Source organism: Haladaptatus sp. DYF46 (genome assembly GCF_021083305.1).
GTDB lineage: Archaea > Halobacteriota > Halobacteria > Halobacteriales > Haladaptataceae > Haladaptatus.
Genome location: NZ_JAJFAY010000001.1, coordinates 805,604 through 823,050, shown reverse-complemented (window position 1 = coordinate 823,050; position 17,447 = coordinate 805,604). Strand labels below are relative to the sequence as shown.

The window sequence follows — 17,447 nt, the reverse complement described above, 5'->3', positions numbered from 1 at the left end:
CGGGCCAAGGAACCCCCGACGGAGCGACTGAAAGGAGCGACTGAAGTAGGGTGACGTGGTGCTTTTGGTCCAGCTTTTACAGGGAGACGAGCGAGACCAGCGCAATTGCGCTGGTCTCGCATTTCGACCGTCGTAAAAGGTGGTGGCTGAAAGGTGGGGTTTATAATGCGTAATCGTACCCGCCGTCCTCGGTTTCGAGGAAGGCGGTGAGGAGGTCGATGGTCGCCGACACGTCGTCGCCGTTGGCGCTCTCGGTGACGGTGTGGAGGTAGCGCGTCGGAATCGAAATCGCGCCGACCGGTTTCGCGCCGTAGGTGTTCTGGAATCCGGCGGTGTCGGTGCCGCCCGAGGGAAGGACTTCGAGTTGGTACGGTATGTCGCGTTCCTCGGCCACCGAGCGCATCCGGCGGTGGACCTTCGGCGTCGTCACGACGCTTCCGTCCTTGAGTTTTATCGCGGTTCCGTCGCCGAGGCTGGTCACGTAGTCCCGCTCCTTGCTCACGGCCGGGAAGTCGTTGGCGACGGTCACGTCGAGGGCGACCGCGAGGTCGGGATCCACGTCGACCCCTAACGCGGTGGCACCGCGGAGACCGACTTCCTCCTGTACAGTGGCACAGAAGTGAATCGTCGCGTCAGGGTTTTCGATCCGCTTTGCCGCCTCCAGCATGGCGAAGAGACAGATCCGGTCGTCGAGCGCCTTGCCGGAGACGTTCTGGCCCACCTGCACCGTCGTCTGTTCCATCGTGACGATATCGCCGACGGAGACGCGCTCGTTCGCCTCGTCAGCCGGAAGGCCGAGGTCGACGTAAACGTCCTCGACGTCCTCTTCCCCCTCGTCGCCGTCGAGCAGGTGCGGCGGGACCGACCCGATGACGCCCCGGAGGTCGTCGTCCTCGGTGTGGACGACGACGCGCTGTGCCCGCAGCACGCGTGGGTCCCATCCGCCAAGCGCGTCGAGCGAGACGAACCCGTCGTCGTTCACGTGCCGAACCATGAACCCGATCTCGTCCATGTGGGCAGCGACTGCGACGTCGTAGTCCGCCGACCCCTCTATCGTCCCGATGACGTTCCCCATCGCGTCGGTGTGGAGTTCGTCGACTTCCCCCTCCAACTCGCGTCGAACCATGTCACGGATTCGGTCCTCGTACCCCGCCGCACCGTTCGTTTCGGTCAGTTCACATAAGAGTTCGAAATCGAAATCGAATGCCATACCGAACCTCCTTCCTATCCCCGTATAAACCTCTCTGAACCGGAGAGTAAACTTACAACAAGTGTATCGTGGTTCCGGAACGTTTTTGCCGTTTACTCACACAATGGCGGACATGGCTGACAAAGAAGCGGAATTCCGACAGCAGTTTCACGACGCATTCGAAGGCGCAGACTACCCCGTCAGCAACCCGATGGAACTCGTTCCGGCGCTGCCGAACGGTCCCGGAACGCGGTTCGAAGCGGGCGACACCAGTTTTACCGCGATGGAACTGGCGACGAAGATGAACGATGCACAGGATTTTCCCTACGCCGACGTCGACGCCCTCGTCGATGACCTCATCGAGGGGCTGAAACAGAAGGACATGCTGTAACTACGATTCTTCTTCCTTGTCCGGGAGTGCGAGGAGCAGTACCTCCCACATGTCGTGTTGCTCGTTGAACCGACTGTCGAGTATCCTGTCGTTTTCTCCGAGTGGAATCGGCTGTTGTGGCTGTGAGACTTCGAGCCACGTCAGGGTTGGCTCCGTGATTTCTATTTCCGCGATGTCCGCGGTTCGTTCGGTCTCCGCCCCGTACTCACCCATCTCTCGTTCGTGACGTTCCATCGTAGACCCCGTGCCGGATACCACAGCACTGCACATAACTGTGCTGGCGACGCTCAAACCGAGGGACGAAGTGACCGAAAAACATCGGCGTTCCGGCGTCAGCGGTCCACGTCTGGGTTTTCAGGGACCGCGGCGCGCTGGTCCGGATGGCGCGGGTGTCCGTTCGCGTACACGTGGTCGAAAATGGCGTCCACGTCGTAGCCGTCGTGTGCTTCGGCAGCATTCACGGCTTCCGCCACCTGCTCCTTTGCCTCCTCGCGAAGCGCGGCGTCGTCCTCGTCGGTCCAGCCGTGTTCGGTTTCGAGGTACTCCCGAGTCCGGTCGAGCGGGTCCTTCTCGGCCCACGCATCGACTTCGGCGTCGTCGCGGTACTTCGTCGGGTCGTCGGTCGTCGTGTGGGCACCCTGTCGATACGTGACCGCTTCGACGAGTATGGGTTCGCCGTCCTTCGCGCGTTCGAGGGCGTCGGACACGGTTCGGTAGACGGCGAGCACGTCGTTTCCGTCCACTCGAACGCCTTCGAAGCCGTAGGCCTGTGCCTTCTGGGCGATGGTGGCGCTCGCGGTTTGGCGCTCCCGCGGCACCGAAATCGCCCACTGGTTGTTCTGACAGAAGAACACCGTCGGCGTCTCGAACACCCCCGCGAAGTTCATCGCCTCGTGGAAGTCGCCCTCGCTCGTCGCCCCGTCGCCGAAGCTCGCGAGAACGGCACAATCGTCGGCCTTGTAGTTCGCGCCCATGCCGACACCGACGGCGTGGGGCAACTGGGTGGCGATGGGTATCGTCGGCGGGAAGGTTCGCAGTCCCTCCGCTTCCTCGCGGTCCACGTAGTTTCCAGCCCCCGAGAGGTGGAGCAGGATGTCCCGAATCGCGTGTCCGCGGGTGATGTATATCCCGTGGTCGCGGTAGGTCGGGAAGCAGAAGTCGTCCGGCGAAAGCGCGTACGCCGCACCGACTTGTGCTGCTTCCTGTCCCTGCAAGGGCGCGTAGGTCCCGATTCGCCCCTGTCGGTGGAGCGAAACGGCTTTCTCGTCGAATGTGCGGGCGAGTACCTGTAATCGGTACATCTTTTTCACGTCCGCCGAGGAGAGATTCACGTCCCCTTCGACATTCCCATCGAGTCCGACCACGCGCGCCATATCGGGTGCTTGTGAAGCCATATCTTGGAATCACCGACTGTCTATCGGTCAAACGCCATCGCTCGTTATAAAGCATCGGCTTGAACAGTATATTGGGAACAATCGGGAGGTGGTTTAAGTATCCGAATTATAAATCGTCGGAGATTATCCCGAAAGTGACGGAATAACCGACGATTTGTCAGGATATTACGTTTCGAAACATTTAGGCCGGGGCTGAGAGATGTGTAGGCGTATGTCACAGTGGATCGGGCGGACGTTCAGGAGCGACGCGGGATGGGATTTCCTCGAAACGATAGTCGATATCGGGAACCGTATGACGGGAAGCGACGGCGAACGAGCGGCCGCGGAAGTTACCCGCGACGCGCTCGCCGACGTCGGCGCACGGAACGCACGATTGGCGGAGTTCGAGGTACAGGGCTGGACACGGGGATCCAGTTCCATCGAGGTCGGCGAGACGACGCAGGACAGCATCGCGCTCCCGCGCAGTCCCGCCGGAAGCGTCGACGGTGAGTTGGTCGACCTCGGCTACGGACTCCCGGGCGACTTCGAGAAACACGACATCGAGGGAAAAGTCGTGATGGTCGCCTCGAACGTCCCGAGCTATTTCGACCGGTTCATCCACCGACGTGAGAAGTACTACTACGCCGTCGACGGCGGTGCGGCCGCCTTCGTCTTCCGAAACCATGTCGAGGGCTGTCTCCCACCGACCGGCAGCGTCGGCACCGAAGCGGACCCCATCGGCGACATCCCTGCTGTCGGCGTCTCGAAGGAAGTCGGCGCACGACTCTCCCGGCGTTGGGAGGGCGACGACGTGACGGTGACCGTCGACGCCGACGCGTACGACGCGACCAGCCAGAACGTCCACGCCGAACTCGGCCCGGACACCGATCAGGAAGTACTCGTCACCAGCCACATCGACGCCCACGATATCGCCGAAGGTGCGATGGACAACGGCGCGGGGACGGCCATGGTCGTCGAGATGGCAAACGCGCTCGCGGAGCGCGAGGACGAACTCGACACGAAGGTTCACTTCGTCGCCTTCGGTGCCGAGGAGGTCGGACTCGACGGTTCGTCGCACATGGCGAGCGTCACCGACTTCGACGGCATCAAGGCCATCCTGAACAACGACGGCGTGGCCCGAGGACGAACCCTCACGTTCACCACGCACGGGTTCGACGAACTGGACGACGCGGCCCACGAAATCGCGGACCGGTACGGCCACCCCGTCTCGACGATTCCCGAGCAGGGACCGCACAGCGACCACTGGCCCTTCGTCCAGTGGGGCGTTCCGGGCTACCACGTCATGAGCGAAACGGGCGACGAGGGCCGAGGGTGGGGCCACACCTTCGCCGACACGTTGGACAAGGTGGAAGTACGTAATCTCCGCGAACAGGCCATCCTCCTCACCGAACTCGCGGTTCACCTCGCGAGCGACGAGTTCGAGGTCGAACACAAGGCGCCCGCGGAAATCGCCGACGCGCTCGAAGCCGAGGACCAAGCGGCGGGGATGAAAATCATCGGCGACTGGCCGTACGACGAGTAACCCGTCACGCGTTTTTACGCCACGAGTTTACTCGAAGCGCGGTATCCTTTTCAGGTCGGGGTGAGACTGTTCAGGTAATGACCGAACCACGCGACCACCACGAACGGAGGCCAGAATGCGTGTAGGTGTCGTACCGAGCGCGGACGGCGATTCCATCGAGAAAATCGACGCCGCACTCGGCGACGACGCCGAGCGGACGGTGAGCGAGGACGCGAGGACCGTTCTCGATGCGAACCCGACCGTCGTCGTTGCGGTGGGCGAGCGGGCGGTCACGGACCTCGTGCGTGCCGATGCGTCGGTTCCCATTCTCCCGGTCGATGCGGGACCGGGTCTCGAAAGCGTCCCGCCGACCGACATCGAACCCGCAATCGCGGACCTCCTCGCCGGGAAGTGGACGACGACGGGTCGCCCCCTCCTCTCGGCGACGGTCGACGGCGAGTACGTGGCCGATGCGCTGTTCGAAATGACACTCGTCACGAGCGAACCCGCACGAATCTCCGAGTACAGCGTCAACGTCGAGGACGAACGGGTGTCCCAGTTCAGGGCGGACGCCGTGGTCGTCGCCACTCCGACCGGGAGTTTAGGGTACGCACGCGACGCGGGCGGACCGGTGGTCGAACAGGGCGCGGGCGTCGTCTCGGTGGTCCCCGTCGCGCCGTTCGCCATCCACGTGGACGACTGGATACTCCGCGGCCCGGTGACGCTGGCCGTCGAACGGGACGAAGACGCGGTGGAACTCCTCGCCGACGACCAATCGGTCCGTCCCGTCGAACCGCACGAACCGGTCGAAATCACGTTCGACGGCGTGCTGGAACTCGTCAGCGTGGAATCGAGCCGGCGGTTTTTCGCCGAGTGACGGAGCGACCCAATTGGAAAGAATATAATACGCTGTCGCACAGAGTTTCGAGCATGCAACCCCTATCATTACTCGGGCCCATCGACGTGCTCGAACCTTACGCGGGTTTCGTCGTTTTCGGACTCGTGTTGGTCAACATGCTGACGCGCATTCTTGCGTCGCGTAACTACGAGAAACAGGCGAAAGACGACGACACGGAGACGCTGAGCCGCTGGATTCCGCACGAGGTCAGCAACGTTCTGCTGGTCCTCTCGGCGTTCTACTTCCTGACGCTGCACCACCACGGCGGTATCGTCCTCTCGACGCTCGTCCTCGGTCTCATCATCACGGACTTCTTCGAAATCGAAGCCCGTTCCGTCGAACTGCGCCGTGGACTCCCGCTCGAAAAGCCAAAAGCCGCCGTGCTGGCGTCCGTACTCGTCCTCATGTACATCGGCTACGAGACGGTCTTCTTCATCATCAAACCGCTCTGGGACGCCGTTATCTGAAACGGTCCCGTCGCTCCCGTTTTCTTCTCGTCTCCGATTCCCGAGTCGTGGGGTTTCGATTTTTGATGGACGCTTGGCTTCGAGCGCGGACTCTCGCACTCGCGACTCACCACGTCCGGAGAATCGAGAAAGACGAAAATCGGGTCCTCGGATTCAGTCCTTTCGCTTCACGACGTCGCCCAGCGTGTAACTGCCGGTCGAACTGCCGCCGCTCCACTCCTCGTCGTCGGCCCCGGCGCTACCGACGGTGAGGCTGATGTCGAGTTTCTTCTCCAGTTTCTTCTGCACGCTGTCGCTGGGAAGGATGTCGCCGTGTTCGAGTTTGCGGATGAGGCTCGCCTTCTCGTTGAGGTCCTTGGCGAGGTCCTCCTGACTCAGACCGGTCGATTCGCGCGCGTTTCGGATTCTGTCGTCGTAATCCTGCGCTATCTCCTCCATATCGTCGAACATGTCCTTCCGGCGCGAACGCGACCCGCCGGACGACCCTGAACTGCCAGTGCTGGTGTTCGAGTTACCCGAAGACGAGGACGTCGAATACTTGGTCGAGGTGGAAGAGGACTGCTGTGTCTTCACCTCGGTCCCGAAGTCGGCGCAGTTGTCGCACACGTCAAGCTCCGCGCCTTCGACTTTGATAGTCTTGGGAGACGCCGTTTCGGCACCGCACATCTCACACTGAACCATACGTTGCTCTTTACCGTCTCGACTCATAAATGGCACGCCACGTCAGGCCAAGGCGCGCCACGAATAATAAAAGCGCTGGAGCGCCGTGAAGTGGCCGACGACGGCGAACAGGACGAGGAGGAGCGCCACGACGGAATAGCCGCCGACGGATTGGACGAACGCGGCCAGCGCACCGACGACCCCGATAAGTGCCAACCGGTCGGCACGGCCGAGGAGGCCGCCGTAGACGCGATCCAACCCGACCGCCTGTGCCTGCGTGCCGAGGTACGATGTCATCAGCACGCCAGTTATAGCCGCTAACCCGAGGGCGTACTCGCCGATTCCCGCCGCGAACCCGACGATGAGGATGATGTCGGCGTACCGGTCGAGGACGTGGTCGAGCAGGTCGCCCGCGGGCGAGTCGGTGCCGAGTTCGCGAGCGAGCGCGCCGTCCAAGATGTCGAGCCACCCGTTCAGGAAGACGAGAACGCCGCCGACGAGATACCAGACGGGGTCGTCCGGGGCAACGTAGAACGCCACCCCGGCACCACCCGCGAGGACGAACGCGACGATACTCACCGCGTTGGGCGTCAATCCGAGGGTTCTCGACGCCGAGACGAACGGTCGAAGCGCGCGGTTCGCGACGGGACGAAGTTGGTCGAGCATTAGAGGTACTCCAGATAATCGACTGTTCCGGCGGACGGTTCTCTCTCGCCGCGAATAACCGCCTCGATATCCGACGCGACGGCCTCGGGCGTTCGGTCGGTCGTGTCGATTTCGTAAACCGACTCCGCGCCGTGTTCCGCGACGGATTCGGACAGAATCACGTCGAGGGCTTCGCTCTCGGCGTTCTCATCGGCTTTCGCCGCCGTTTCGCCGCGTTCGAGCAGTCGCTCGCGCAACTCCTCGGGGTGGCAGCGCAGCACGACGACCTTCTCCGCGTCGAAGTGGTGTGCGAGGTGCGAGTCGAGGAGCAACCCGTCGCCGCCGTCGCCCCGTTCGTCCAACCACTTCCGGATCGCGTCGAAGTTCGCATAGAGGCTTCCGCGCTCCTCGTCCGTCCCGTCGTGGAGTTCTTCTTCACGAATTGCGTCGTTCAGGTGGACGGTTTCGAGGTCGGATTCGACCAGTTCGGTCGCCGTCGTCTTCCCCGTGCCCGGCGTCCCGGTGGCGGCGACCCTCACGTGGACAGCACCCCGTTGAGTTCGCGCACCGCACGGCGCGTTTCCTCCTCCGTCCCGCAGGTGATGCGCACGCAGTCGGGAAGCCCGAAACTCGTGCAGTCCCGAAGGATGACGCCGCGCTCTTGGACCGCCTCCGCGACCCTGTTCGCGTCCCCGACATCCGCGAGGACGAAGTTTCCGTGGCTCTCCCACGTCGGCGCGTCGAGGTTCTCGTAGATGTACTCTCGCGCCCACCGGGCCGTCTCGACGGACTTCTCGACGTGGTCGTCGTCCGTGAGCGCCGCGAGGCCGCCCCGGCAGGCGAGTTCGCTGGCCGCGAAGGGCGTGTTCACGCGTGCGTACGCGTCGGCCCACTCCTCGGGGACGACGGCGTAGCCGAGACGGATCCCCGCCAATCCGTACGCCTTGGAGAAGGTACGCAGGACGGCGACGTCATCGCGCGTTGCGTGATTGCCAGGCGCGCCGACAGGTGCGTCGCTGTCATCGCGCGTCGCGTGATTGCCAGACACGCCCTCTGGCGTGTCGTTGTCATCGCGCTCCGACAACAGGGAAATCGCGCTCGGCGCGTCGGCGTACTCGCCGTAGGCTTCGTCCACGACGACGAGCGTCTCCTCGTCGGTTTCCTCGGCGATTTCGGTCACGGCGTCGAGCGAGAACCGGCCGCCAGAGGGATTGTGCGGACTGGTCAGGTAGACGATTCGCTCGCCGTCGTACCCCGAGAGTACGGTGTCGGCGGTCAGCGAAAAACCGTCCTCCGGGGAGAGGTGATACTCGTTCACCTCGCCGTGATGGTAACGAGCGCTCATCCCGTAGTAAGCGAATCCGGGGGTGGGGACGAGGACGGAGTCGCCCGGGTCGAGCATGGCGCGCGCGAGGTAATCCAGCGCGCCGTCGCCGCCGTTCGCCAGCCAGACCTGCTCGTCCGAGACGTTCCAGCGGTCGGCGAGGCGGGCGGTGAGGTCGGTGTGCGACGCTTTCGGGTACGTACTTGCGTTTCCGGCGGCGTCTCGAATGGCTTCGACGGCCGCCGGACTCGGGCCGAAGGGGTTCTCGTTGGATGCGAGTTTCACGAGGTCGTCGGGGTCGATTCCGAGTTCCCGAGCGACCTCCTCGATGCCCCGTCCGGCCTGATACGCGACGTGCGCGGAGAGGTCTCGTGGTTCCATGTCGGGAGGTGTCACCGACCGGTCTTAAGCGTGGCCACCCGCGGCCGGCACGACTAAGCGATTTCCGACCGACTCAGCCGTGAGGTACAATGACACACCATCTGCATCGCGAGAGCCGACGCAATCAGGAGGGCGAATCCGAGACGCAACGGTACGGCGGCCCGCGGGAGCAAGGACAGGAGCGACGGGTGGGGAACGGGGGACAGACGAGACAGGGACGAGGGGAGCGGCGAAAACGAACGAACCAGCAACGGCGATACGGATCGAAAGCTGGCCATCGTCGAGGCGGCAACGAACGAGGACAGCGACACGAACACCGGCAGCGACAGCAAGAGCGGAAACGCTACGGTCGTCATCGACAGAGCGAACGGCGGGGCGGGTCCGAACGGGACCTGAGCGACGTCGAGCGAACCGTGATTCGTGGCGGCAGACAGGAGCGAAAGCAACGGCAGGAACGCCTACAGCGGGAACGGCGATACGGGAAACGACGGCAACGCGGCGACCATCGCCCGCAGCAACGACACCAGCAAGAACGCGAACCGGAACGGCGATGGCAGCAACAGCACCGACAGCAGCGACAACGACGCAAGCAGCAACGTTCGCACGAACCCAGTCCGAGGCGGTTCGAGCGTCTTCAACGCTAATAGCCGTCCTTGCGTTTTCAGCCAGAGACCTCATGCGGGGGAACGATGTAGCGCTGATGGCATGACATTCGATTCGTCCGCCGACGAGGGAGCACAATGACACAGATCGGCTACACCATTTCGAGCGAGGAGCACGGGCCGAACGAACTGGTAGACCACGCCGTCCGTGCCGAGGAGGTGGGCTTCGAGTTCGCGTCCATCTCGGACCACTACCACCCGTGGATAAGCCAGCAGGGGAACGCGCCGTTCGTCTGGTCCACGCTGGGTGGGGTCGCACGGGCGACGGACGATTTGCCGGTCGGAATCGGGGTAAACTGCCCCATCATGCGAATCCATCCGGCCGTCGTCGCACAGGCCGCCGCCACCGCCGCGACGATGTTCGAGGGGAAGTTCTTCCTCGGCGTCGGGACGGGCGAGCGGCTGAACGAACACGTCACCGGCGAACACTGGCCGGAACACGCGGTTCGGACCAAGATGCTCGAAGAGGCGATAGAGATAATGCGCAAACTGTGGCAAGGCGGACAGCAGAGCTACTACGGCGACCACTTCACCGTCGAGAACGCGCGTCTCTACACGCTTCCCGAGGAACCACCCGACATCATCGTCTCCGCCTACGGGAAGCGGGCGGCGCAGGCCGCCGCGGAACTCGGAGACGGGTTCTGGAGCGTCGGCCCGCAGGACACCGTGGAGACGTGGGAGGAAGCCGGCGGCGAGGGACCGCGGTACAGCCAAATGACCGTCTGTTACGCGGAGGACGAGGAGGAAGCCATCGACACGGCCCACGAGTGGTGGCCGAACAGCGCCCTCGCCGGCGAACTCAACTCGCAACTGCCGACGCCGACGCACTTCGAGCAGGCCTGCCAGATGGTCACCCGCGAGGACATCGCGGAGGGAAGCATCGTGACCGACCCGGACCCGGAGACGCACATCGAGAATTTAGAGCAGTTCGCCGACGCGGGGTACGACCACGTCTACGTCCACCAGATCGGCCCCGACCAAGACTCCTTCTTCCGATTCTACGAGGAGGAAGTGTTGCCGGACGTGCAGTGAACGGCGGAAGGAACGCCGAAAACTCGAAACGCCGTACGGTGTCGAGAGGATGGGATCGGGACTGTTTCCGTCGACCACTTGCGCCGCCCGTACGCTCACTCGTCGGTCTCTTCGTCCACGTTCGCCTCTTCGTCCACGTCCGCCGCTTCGTTCTCATCCGCTTCCGTCACATGCGTGACCGACGACGCGTTCGACTTCGACCGACGGCGCACGAGCAGTACCGCTCCGACAGGAATCCCGAGGACGGCCAGGTACGGGAGAAGGTACGCGATGCCGACGACGAACGCCCTGAGCATGACGACGACGCCATCGACCGAATCGAGGAACGCGGAGACGACACCCGTGTCGTACCACGATTTCTCGGCGGGGGTTTCCGCCTCGGAATCCGGTTGCGGTTCCTGCATCCGCACCGTCACCGTCGAGTAGGCGACCCGTCCTTCGAGCGATTGCTGTTTCGCTTCCAGTCGCTCGATGTCGGACTGGACGGCGGAGAGGCGCTTTTGGACGGCGAGAACGTCCTCCGTGTCGCTCGCGTTCTCGTAGAGCGCCCGGAGTTTGTCGCGTTGTGATTGGAGGTTATCGAGGCGAGCCTTCAAATCGACCAACTGGTCGGTCACGTCCTCGGTCCCCGTGTTCGACTCCTGGACTTCCCCCGCCTGCTTGGCCCGTTCGAAGAACGCCAAGAAGTCGTCCTTCGGGATACGGAAGACGACTTTTCCGGTGGTCCACGTGTCGTTGCCGCGTCGATGGACGCGCTGGGAGGAGTCGCTGACGAATCCGCCGCGTTCGCTGGCAAACTCGGTCAGCACCCGGCTCGTGTTCTCGAAACTCTCCACCGACAGCGAGAGGTCGCCTGTTCGGATGAGCATCCGTTGCTGGACGACCAGCGCGGACTGTGTCGGCGACCCTTCGTCGGCTTGTCCGTCTCCCGCGTTGCCGCCGCCCGAACCGCCGCCGTCGGAACGGCCGGTATCGTAGTTCCCGTTCTCCTTCGCAGCGTCGTTCCCGCCCATGCCGGAGCAGCCGGCGAGCGCGACGAGGAGGACGAGCGAAAGGACGGCCAGTTTTCGAACCCGTGTTGTCATGGAAGGTACTGGTAAACCTACAAACAAAACTATTGGGAAGAGTGAAAGAGGCGTTTCACTCATCCGTTCGTCCGTTCCCCCGTCGTTTCAGGGGATCGTTCCTCGATCCGCTTTCGTCCCGGTTTCCGTCGTTCTCGTCCCCGTTCTCTCCATCTCCGTCTCTCACTTTCGAATGACGCAACCTATTTGGGGCCGCCGACAGTCGCTTCGGATATGTTCGTACTCGTCAACCTGAAAGCCTACCCCTGCGACCCGGTAGAAATCGCGGAGGCGGCCCGCGACGTGAGCGACGAATACGGCGTCGATATCGCCGTGGCACCGCAGACCGCCCACCTCTCGCGCGTCGCCGACACGGGCGTCGAGACGTGGGGGCAACACGTCAGCCCGGTCGAACACGGAAGCCACACCGGAAGCGCCCTCGCGGAGGCCGTCGCCGACGCGGGTGCGACCGGAACCATGCTCAATCACTCCGAGTGCAGACTGAAACTCGCAGACATCGACGCCGGGTTGGACGCCGCGGAGCGCGTCGGCTTCGACACTACTGTCTGTGCGAACAACCCCGAGCAAATCGGTGCCGTCGCCGCCCTCGGCCCCGACGCCGTGGCCGTCGAACCGCCGGAACTCATCGGAAGTGGAACCCCCGTCAGCAAGGCCGACCCGGACATCGTCACCGACGCGGTGGCGGCCGCAGAAGCGGTCGATGAGAGCGTGAGCGTCTACTGTGGTGCGGGCATCAGCACCGGCGAGGACCTCGTGGCGGCCCGTGACCTCGGCGCGGAGGGCGTCCTGCTGGCGAGCGGCGTCGCGAAGGCCGACGACCCGATAGCCGCGCTGGAAAACCTCGTCGAACCGCTCTAATCGGATCGAACTATTCGTCTGAAACGATGACGAAGTGGTCCTTCTCCTGTCGCTCTAACACTGATTCCTCACGCATGCTGACGATGTAGCCCGTGATCGTCCGCTCCAGTTCGTGGTCCGCCCGGACGCGAACGAGATTGCCGATTAGCTGGGCAGACGGCGGTTTTTGGGCCGCGCCGCAGTCGTAGATGGTGAGGAGTTCGTCGCCGCCCTCCGCCTCGTAAACGATGATGTGGGCGTGTTGCGGGAGACGCCAACGACCGTCCGCTTCGCCCGCCGCGGCCAACTTGTTCATGTACCGGTGTACACAGGCGAGGGTAATCAGCGGTCCGGAGGAAGCGACGTTAGAAACTCGGAGGACCGAACGTCAGAAGTCGGTGAGCGACACCTGTCCGTCGCGGGAACGCGTCTCACCGTCGTTCTCCTCGTCCGGTTCGTCCGGCGGTTCGGTCTCCGCCGTCGAACCGGAATCGGCGCCGACCGTCGATTTTTCGGACGATTCCCCTTCATCCCCCGACTGCGATGGCCGTGGTCGATTCTCCGTCGGTTCCGGCGCGTCGAACCCGTCGAGGCTCGTCTGGTCGCTCTCCGTGAACTGGAGGTTCGACACGCGCACGCCGACCTTTCGAACCGTGTCGTCGTCGAACTCGGTGAGCAAGTCGAGGGCCACCTCCTCGACCAGTCCGGGGTCGTCAACCGGCCCCGAAAGCGATCGTGCGCGGGTGTGAACGTCGAACGGCGGGGTCACGACCTTCACACCGATGGTCCGATACATCGCGTTCCGGTCGCGGGCGCGTTCGGCGACGGCCTCCGCGAGGGTACTGACGCGTTCCCGTTTCTCCGCGGAGTCGGTCGTCGGGTCGGTAAACGCCGATTCGCGCGAGAGACTCTTCGGTCGGCCGGTCGGCGTCACCCGCCTGTCGTCGTCGCCGCGTGCTCGATGGTAGAGTTCCCGGCCGCGTTCGCCGAACCGGTCCGCGAGGACGCGCGGGTCGGCGTCCGCGAGGTCCCCCGCCGTCTCGATACCCATCTCGCGGAGCGTTCGCGCCGTCACCGGCCCGATGCCGTGTATCTCGGCAACGTCGAGCGGGGCGAGGAATTCGCTCACCGTTCCCGGTTCGACGACGACCAAGCCGTCCGGTTTATCGTGGTCGCTCGCTATCTTCGCCGCGCTCATGTTCGGCGCGACGCCGACGCTCGCCGTGACGCCGACTTCGCGCTCGATTCGGTTTTTGACGTGGCGGGCGAACCCCTCCGCGACGTCCCACGCGGTTCGGTCCGTGACGTCGAGGTAGGCCTCGTCGATGCTCACTTCGCGCACGGTGGCCGCGCAGTCGTGGAGGATGGCGCGAACGTCCGCGCTGACCGATTTGTAGAACTCGATATCGACAGGGCGGTAATAACCCACTACGTCCCCTTCGTCCCGCTTGTCAGCGTCGTTTCCCCCGTCGCCGGCGTCCTTTTCCCCACCATCACTGTCGTCACCGTCAGTATCGGGTGAATCGCCCTCCGCCCTCCGTGGCAGTCGTTCGAGGGCCTTCCCTATCGCTTGGGCGCTCTCTACGCCGTGTTCCCGCGCCTCGTAACTCGCGGTAGCGACGGCACCGTGTTCTTCGCCCTCCTCGTATCCCATCCCGACGACGACCGGTTCGCCGCGAAGCGCCGGTTCACGGAGTCGCTCGCAGGACGCGTAGAAACAGTCCATATCGACGTGAAGGACGATACGCTCCTCGCGTTCCTCTCCGACGCCGGGCAAGCGTGAACCGCCGCGGTTCGACATTGTGAGGGAGTTGGTGGGCGATCGGAATGAAGGTGTGCAAACCGCGCCGAAAGTGAAAACTGATGCGAAACATACACTGACAGTTTTTACAGCCACTGGCGATTAATACGTTTTTCGAGCCATCTACATGAGATTTCGCTATGTTTATACACCGATATGTGGTAACGGTTCGTACGATGGTCGCGCCCCACGAAGGACGTTCGAATGCCGATGACCGACTGAGTATCCGGGTAATCAATGCAATCGCCGAACACGAGGGGACGACCCCCACGGAGATCAGGCCCGTACTGTACGATATCATCGACCCTGATGCGCTCGACTCGCTCTTCTCCGCGACGTATCGCGGGGAGGCCCGAGCGAACGGGAACGTCGAGTTTCAGTACGGTCCCCACAAAGTGACAGTCCACAGTGACGGACGGATCGAGATCGAGCACGTTCGGGATTCCCAATCCTTCTCTTCGACGTCCGAAACCGCATCGGGAGACAACTGACGCCGACAACGTCCCCCCCACGCGACCCTCCAACGGTTCGACATGACGGTTGCTAACCGTTTTCTCTATTTCGGGAACCGCCGATAGCTATATTACCGCCTCACCTCTGAGAGTGAAGTAGTATACCTGTGGTCAATACACCCAGTGATGATCGTATGGAGATCGAAATAGAGAACGTAAACGACGACAACCCCGCCGAAACGTCTTCGACCTACGTCTTCAACATCGAACGCGAGATGGCGAACGGACACACGTGCGCCGGTCTCGTCCGCGCCCTCGCAACAGTCATGGATGCGGAACCGAACCGGATGCAACCGCTCCACGCCGTCGTCAACTGCGACGCCATCGACGCGCTGTTCCGAACCCGCCGTTACGGGGATGCACGGGACAACGTCTCCATCACCTTCCACTACGACGTGTACGAAGTGACCGTCGACGCGAACGGCAAAGTCGTCGTGAAAGAGTAGACGGCCTTCATCTCACACGGGTCATCCCGCCGACAGCGACAGTCATCGAGTTTTCCTGACGCATCGGTATCCCCCTCGTTCATCGGCAGTTCGACGAACGGACAGCTAGTTCTCCGAACTTTTTAACCCTCGACTTACTACCTACAGGGTGATGAGATATTCAGACAGGGAGCCGATACGAACGTCCGGTTCGTCCCGTCCGTTCCGTCGCGTCCGCGCCCGTCAGGCGGTGAGATCCCGATGATGCCGTGGGGACACGCCGCGTTCGGGTACACCCTGTATTCGCTCGGCCACCGCGTGTGGACGCGCGCACCGCCGTCCGCACAGGCAGTGCTCGCCCTCCTCTTCGGAACCCAGTTGCCCGACCTCGTGGATAAACCCCTCTCGTGGGGACTCCACCTGTTCCCGCAGGGGTACTCCGTCGCCCACTCGGTGTTCGTGGCGATTCCGATCGGACTGTTAGTACTCGCCGTCGGCCTGTACAAAAACCGCGCCGCCGTCGCCGCCGCCTTCGCCGTCGGCTACTGGTCCCACCTCGTCGGCGACATCCTCATGGCCATGATAGAGCACCATCGGTCGCCGTTCGACCGCGTACTGTGGCCCGTCGTGACCCTTCCGCCCTACGGCCACGAAGTGTCGCTGTTTGACCGCGCGTTCCACATCATCGGCGCGTTCTTCCACTCGCTCTCGACGGAAAAACAGCTGATGATAATCGGCATCTACCTCGCGCCGTACTTCTGCGTGTTCCTCCTGTGGCTGATCGACGGCGCGCCGGTCGTCGCGGAACTGAAAAGGGCCGTCGTCGGGCGATAACTCCCGTCGACCGAAAACGGAGACGTCGGTCACTTTCTCGCGGCTAGTACACCTTCCGGGCGATCTATTTCAACGCTGGCGTCAGTTCGAACGTGTAGAGGCCGGTGAAGACGTCGCTCACGACGACGAGGTTTCGTGCGTCGTTGTAAACGGCCTTCCACGCCATCGGCGGCGACCCGAGTTGTTTGACTTCGCCGTTGAGCGCGATGTCGTTCACGCCATCGTCAGTGGGATACCGATCCACGGGGTGCGGGTTCGTCGGATCGGTGATGTCGTACACTACGGTCCCCTCGTGCCAATCCGCGGCAACCACCAGCGTCGCCCCTTCGCCGGAAACGATATCGAAGTGGTGACCCGTCCAATCGAAGCGGCTCGCGTAGTCGCCGGTCATGTGCTGTGCGTTCGGCGAGACGGTAAACCCGACCGGAATCGGGTTTTCCGGTGAACCGTCTTTCCATCCGATATCGAAGACGTGTTTGCCGCCCGGGATCCCCTGCGGGCGTTCGTCACCGAACACGAGCAACTCGCGCTGCGGGTCGAAATGGCCGTGGTGTGCCGCCCCGAACGCCTCCTCGCCGAGCTGTGCGTCGTCGTACGGCTTTTGCTTCTCGTAGTCGAACCGACCGATTTCCTCCGGATGTCGCGGTTCGCTCACATCGTAGATGATGAATCCGATGAACTGCCCCGACTGGTACGCACAACAGAGCAACTCCCGTTTCGAATCCACGTTGATGTCGTGTCCCGCTCCCTGCGGACCGTGCGAACCGATTTTCCGGGGAGACGTCGGGTCCGAGACGTCGTACACGTCGAACCCGTTCGTCTCCAGCCCGTAGTTCATCGTGTAAAGAACCGGTTCCGTGGGGTGCGGTTTCACGTTGTGTGACTTGCCGTCCGAAACGGTGCCGACGACGGTGGGGTTCGTCGGCGTTCCGGCGGAGTGGCCGTAATCGACGACCTCGAAGTTCCCCGGCCACGTCTCCTCTATCGCCCGGTGATACAATCCGTCTCGGGCGTCGAACTTCACATCCAGATTCGGCGCATTGTCCGAGTTCCCCAAAAAGTGTACCCGCTTCGGCGCGTTCCTGTTGCCGAGATCGACGAGGAAGGTCCCGCTCGTCCCCCACTTGGTGCCGACGACGGCGTACTTGCCGTCCTCCCGAACCGAAACCTCTGAAAAACCCCCACCCGGGGGAGGACCCGCCGAGAGGTACGTTTGGCCCAGTTTTCGCAGCGATACGTCACTGGGGTCGTAGTCCGTCGACGAAGTCGTTGTCGTCGTGGATTGGCGCTCACGAGATTCGTCTTTCACTTGGGCGCACCCGGCGAGCGACGAACCCGCGAGCAGCGTACCGAACTGCCGAAGCATCCGACGGCGCGTCCATGAATCGTCGGTTGGTATCATCGTGAAT

The 17,447-nt window shown here is 63.0% G+C and carries 21 protein-coding genes; 10 read left to right on the top strand and 11 right to left on the bottom strand.

Features of this window, described 5'->3' with window-relative positions:
* Positions 1 to 160: 160 nt before the first annotated feature.
* Positions 161 to 1,210 (bottom strand): M42 family metallopeptidase, encoded by a 1,050-nt coding sequence (locus tag LJF34_RS04630; protein ID WP_231183587.1) that lies wholly within the window; start codon positions 1,208 to 1,210, stop codon positions 161 to 163.
* A 112-nt stretch (positions 1,211 to 1,322) separates the two neighbouring features.
* On the opposite strand from LJF34_RS04630, the gene LJF34_RS04625 reads away from it, so the two are divergent.
* Complete coding sequence (locus LJF34_RS04625; protein WP_231183585.1) at positions 1,323 to 1,580, top strand: MTH865 family protein; 258 nt, start codon at positions 1,323 to 1,325, stop codon at positions 1,578 to 1,580.
* Here LJF34_RS04625 and LJF34_RS04620 read toward each other — a convergent pair whose 3' ends face one another.
* Complete coding sequence (locus LJF34_RS04620) at positions 1,581 to 1,814, bottom strand: hypothetical protein (RefSeq protein WP_231183583.1); 234 nt, start codon at positions 1,812 to 1,814, stop codon at positions 1,581 to 1,583.
* Between the two features lie 98 nt (positions 1,815 to 1,912).
* Positions 1,913 to 2,974 carry a pyruvate dehydrogenase (acetyl-transferring) E1 component subunit alpha gene (pdhA, locus tag LJF34_RS04615; protein WP_231183581.1) on the bottom strand — a complete coding sequence of 354 codons (1,062 nt, stop codon included), beginning with the start codon at positions 2,972 to 2,974 and terminating at the stop codon, positions 1,913 to 1,915.
* A 211-nt stretch (positions 2,975 to 3,185) separates the two neighbouring features.
* On the opposite strand from pdhA, the gene LJF34_RS04610 reads away from it, so the two are divergent.
* The 3 genes from LJF34_RS04610 (at position 3,186) to LJF34_RS04600 (ending at position 5,840) form a co-directional block, all read left to right on the top strand.
* The gene (locus LJF34_RS04610; RefSeq protein WP_231183580.1) at positions 3,186 to 4,496 is read left to right on the top strand and encodes a M28 family metallopeptidase; all 1,311 of its coding nucleotides are present in this window, start codon (positions 3,186 to 3,188) and stop codon (positions 4,494 to 4,496) included.
* A gap of 115 nt (positions 4,497 to 4,611) precedes the next feature.
* A complete protein-coding gene (locus LJF34_RS04605; RefSeq protein WP_231183579.1) occupies positions 4,612 to 5,352 on the top strand; it encodes an ATP-NAD kinase in 741 nt (246 codons plus the stop codon).
* Between the two features lie 53 nt (positions 5,353 to 5,405).
* Positions 5,406 to 5,840, top strand: coding sequence for a hypothetical protein (locus LJF34_RS04600; RefSeq protein WP_231183578.1), 435 nt, complete (start codon positions 5,406 to 5,408; stop codon positions 5,838 to 5,840).
* Between the two features lie 153 nt (positions 5,841 to 5,993).
* Here the strand turns inward: LJF34_RS04600 and LJF34_RS04595 are convergent, their stop codons facing one another.
* The 4 genes from LJF34_RS04595 to LJF34_RS04580 are packed head-to-tail and all read right to left on the bottom strand — an operon-like array spanning position 5,994 to position 8,850.
* Positions 5,994 to 6,521, bottom strand: coding sequence for a multiprotein bridging factor aMBF1 (locus tag LJF34_RS04595; RefSeq protein ID WP_231183577.1), 528 nt, complete (start codon positions 6,519 to 6,521; stop codon positions 5,994 to 5,996).
* A 42-nt stretch (positions 6,522 to 6,563) separates the two neighbouring features.
* Positions 6,564 to 7,166 carry a CDP-alcohol phosphatidyltransferase family protein gene (locus LJF34_RS04590; protein WP_231183576.1) on the bottom strand — a complete coding sequence of 201 codons (603 nt, stop codon included), beginning with the start codon at positions 7,164 to 7,166 and terminating at the stop codon, positions 6,564 to 6,566.
* A complete protein-coding gene (locus LJF34_RS04585; RefSeq protein ID WP_231183575.1) occupies positions 7,166 to 7,684 on the bottom strand; it encodes an AAA family ATPase in 519 nt (172 codons plus the stop codon). The genes LJF34_RS04590 and LJF34_RS04585 overlap by 1 nt, the downstream gene beginning before the upstream one ends.
* On the bottom strand, positions 7,681 to 8,850 hold the full coding sequence (locus LJF34_RS04580) for an aminotransferase class I/II-fold pyridoxal phosphate-dependent enzyme (protein ID WP_231183574.1): 1,170 nt from the start codon (positions 8,848 to 8,850) through the stop codon (positions 7,681 to 7,683). Before LJF34_RS04580 ends, LJF34_RS04585 begins: the two co-directional genes overlap by 4 nt.
* A gap of 89 nt (positions 8,851 to 8,939) precedes the next feature.
* Here LJF34_RS04580 and LJF34_RS04575 point away from each other — a divergent pair, with 89 nt between their 5' ends.
* Both LJF34_RS04575 and LJF34_RS04570 read left to right on the top strand, forming a co-directional pair.
* Entirely contained in the window at positions 8,940 to 9,494 is a 555-nt protein-coding gene (locus LJF34_RS04575) for a hypothetical protein (RefSeq protein ID WP_231183573.1), read from the top strand.
* 96 nt (positions 9,495 to 9,590) lie between these two features.
* Positions 9,591 to 10,544 carry a TIGR03557 family F420-dependent LLM class oxidoreductase gene (locus LJF34_RS04570; protein ID WP_231183571.1) on the top strand — a complete coding sequence of 318 codons (954 nt, stop codon included), beginning with the start codon at positions 9,591 to 9,593 and terminating at the stop codon, positions 10,542 to 10,544.
* A gap of 95 nt (positions 10,545 to 10,639) precedes the next feature.
* Here the strand turns inward: LJF34_RS04570 and LJF34_RS04565 are convergent, their stop codons facing one another.
* Complete coding sequence (locus LJF34_RS04565; protein WP_231183570.1) at positions 10,640 to 11,629, bottom strand: DUF4349 domain-containing protein; 990 nt, start codon at positions 11,627 to 11,629, stop codon at positions 10,640 to 10,642.
* 213 nt (positions 11,630 to 11,842) lie between these two features.
* Between LJF34_RS04565 and tpiA the strand changes: the two genes are divergently transcribed.
* Positions 11,843 to 12,487 (top strand): triose-phosphate isomerase, encoded by a 645-nt coding sequence (tpiA, locus tag LJF34_RS04560; RefSeq protein ID WP_231183569.1) that lies wholly within the window; start codon positions 11,843 to 11,845, stop codon positions 12,485 to 12,487.
* Positions 12,488 to 12,497: 10 nt separating this feature from the next.
* Here tpiA and LJF34_RS04555 read toward each other — a convergent pair whose 3' ends face one another.
* Both LJF34_RS04555 and LJF34_RS04550 read right to left on the bottom strand, forming a co-directional pair.
* Entirely contained in the window at positions 12,498 to 12,782 is a 285-nt protein-coding gene (locus LJF34_RS04555) for a hypothetical protein (protein WP_231183568.1), read from the bottom strand.
* Positions 12,783 to 12,854: 72 nt separating this feature from the next.
* The gene (locus LJF34_RS04550; protein ID WP_231183567.1) at positions 12,855 to 14,267 is read right to left on the bottom strand and encodes a DNA polymerase IV; all 1,413 of its coding nucleotides are present in this window, start codon (positions 14,265 to 14,267) and stop codon (positions 12,855 to 12,857) included.
* 176 nt (positions 14,268 to 14,443) lie between these two features.
* On the opposite strand from LJF34_RS04550, the gene LJF34_RS04545 reads away from it, so the two are divergent.
* From LJF34_RS04545 to LJF34_RS04535, 3 genes are all read left to right on the top strand, one after another.
* Positions 14,444 to 14,758 (top strand): HalOD1 output domain-containing protein, encoded by a 315-nt coding sequence (locus LJF34_RS04545; RefSeq protein ID WP_231183566.1) that lies wholly within the window; start codon positions 14,444 to 14,446, stop codon positions 14,756 to 14,758.
* Positions 14,759 to 14,913: 155 nt separating this feature from the next.
* Complete coding sequence (locus LJF34_RS04540; RefSeq protein WP_231183565.1) at positions 14,914 to 15,225, top strand: HalOD1 output domain-containing protein; 312 nt, start codon at positions 14,914 to 14,916, stop codon at positions 15,223 to 15,225.
* Positions 15,226 to 15,468: 243 nt separating this feature from the next.
* Positions 15,469 to 16,038 carry a metal-dependent hydrolase gene (locus tag LJF34_RS04535; protein WP_231183564.1) on the top strand — a complete coding sequence of 190 codons (570 nt, stop codon included), beginning with the start codon at positions 15,469 to 15,471 and terminating at the stop codon, positions 16,036 to 16,038.
* Positions 16,039 to 16,102: 64 nt separating this feature from the next.
* Here the strand turns inward: LJF34_RS04535 and LJF34_RS04530 are convergent, their stop codons facing one another.
* Positions 16,103 to 17,440: a hypothetical protein gene (locus LJF34_RS04530; protein ID WP_231183562.1), complete on the bottom strand. Its 1,338-nt coding sequence runs from the start codon at positions 17,438 to 17,440 to the stop codon at positions 16,103 to 16,105.
* Positions 17,441 to 17,447: the final 7 nt, after the last annotated feature.

Coding starts and splice junctions, on each gene's coding strand:
- LJF34_RS04630 (WP_231183587.1), bottom strand. CDS start 1,210: ATGGCATTCGATTTCGATTTCGAACTCTTATGTGAACTGACCGAAACG.
- LJF34_RS04625 (WP_231183585.1), top strand. CDS start 1,323: ATGGCTGACAAAGAAGCGGAATTCCGACAGCAGTTTCACGACGCATTC.
- LJF34_RS04620 (WP_231183583.1), bottom strand. CDS start 1,814: ATGGAACGTCACGAACGAGAGATGGGTGAGTACGGGGCGGAGACCGAA.
- pdhA (WP_231183581.1), bottom strand. CDS start 2,974: ATGGCTTCACAAGCACCCGATATGGCGCGCGTGGTCGGACTCGATGGG.
- LJF34_RS04610 (WP_231183580.1), top strand. CDS start 3,186: ATGTCACAGTGGATCGGGCGGACGTTCAGGAGCGACGCGGGATGGGAT.
- LJF34_RS04605 (WP_231183579.1), top strand. CDS start 4,612: ATGCGTGTAGGTGTCGTACCGAGCGCGGACGGCGATTCCATCGAGAAA.
- LJF34_RS04600 (WP_231183578.1), top strand. CDS start 5,406: ATGCAACCCCTATCATTACTCGGGCCCATCGACGTGCTCGAACCTTAC.
- LJF34_RS04595 (WP_231183577.1), bottom strand. CDS start 6,521: ATGGTTCAGTGTGAGATGTGCGGTGCCGAAACGGCGTCTCCCAAGACT.
- LJF34_RS04590 (WP_231183576.1), bottom strand. CDS start 7,166: ATGCTCGACCAACTTCGTCCCGTCGCGAACCGCGCGCTTCGACCGTTC.
- LJF34_RS04580 (WP_231183574.1), bottom strand. CDS start 8,850: ATGGAACCACGAGACCTCTCCGCGCACGTCGCGTATCAGGCCGGACGG.
- LJF34_RS04575 (WP_231183573.1), top strand. CDS start 8,940: ATGACACACCATCTGCATCGCGAGAGCCGACGCAATCAGGAGGGCGAA.
- LJF34_RS04570 (WP_231183571.1), top strand. CDS start 9,591: ATGACACAGATCGGCTACACCATTTCGAGCGAGGAGCACGGGCCGAAC.
- LJF34_RS04565 (WP_231183570.1), bottom strand. CDS start 11,629: ATGACAACACGGGTTCGAAAACTGGCCGTCCTTTCGCTCGTCCTCCTC.
- tpiA (WP_231183569.1), top strand. CDS start 11,843: ATGTTCGTACTCGTCAACCTGAAAGCCTACCCCTGCGACCCGGTAGAA.
- LJF34_RS04555 (WP_231183568.1), bottom strand. CDS start 12,782: ATGAACAAGTTGGCCGCGGCGGGCGAAGCGGACGGTCGTTGGCGTCTC.
- LJF34_RS04550 (WP_231183567.1), bottom strand. CDS start 14,267: ATGTCGAACCGCGGCGGTTCACGCTTGCCCGGCGTCGGAGAGGAACGC.
- LJF34_RS04545 (WP_231183566.1), top strand. CDS start 14,444: ATGGTCGCGCCCCACGAAGGACGTTCGAATGCCGATGACCGACTGAGT.
- LJF34_RS04540 (WP_231183565.1), top strand. CDS start 14,914: ATGGAGATCGAAATAGAGAACGTAAACGACGACAACCCCGCCGAAACG.
- LJF34_RS04535 (WP_231183564.1), top strand. CDS start 15,469: ATGCCGTGGGGACACGCCGCGTTCGGGTACACCCTGTATTCGCTCGGC.
- LJF34_RS04530 (WP_231183562.1), bottom strand. CDS start 17,440: ATGATACCAACCGACGATTCATGGACGCGCCGTCGGATGCTTCGGCAG.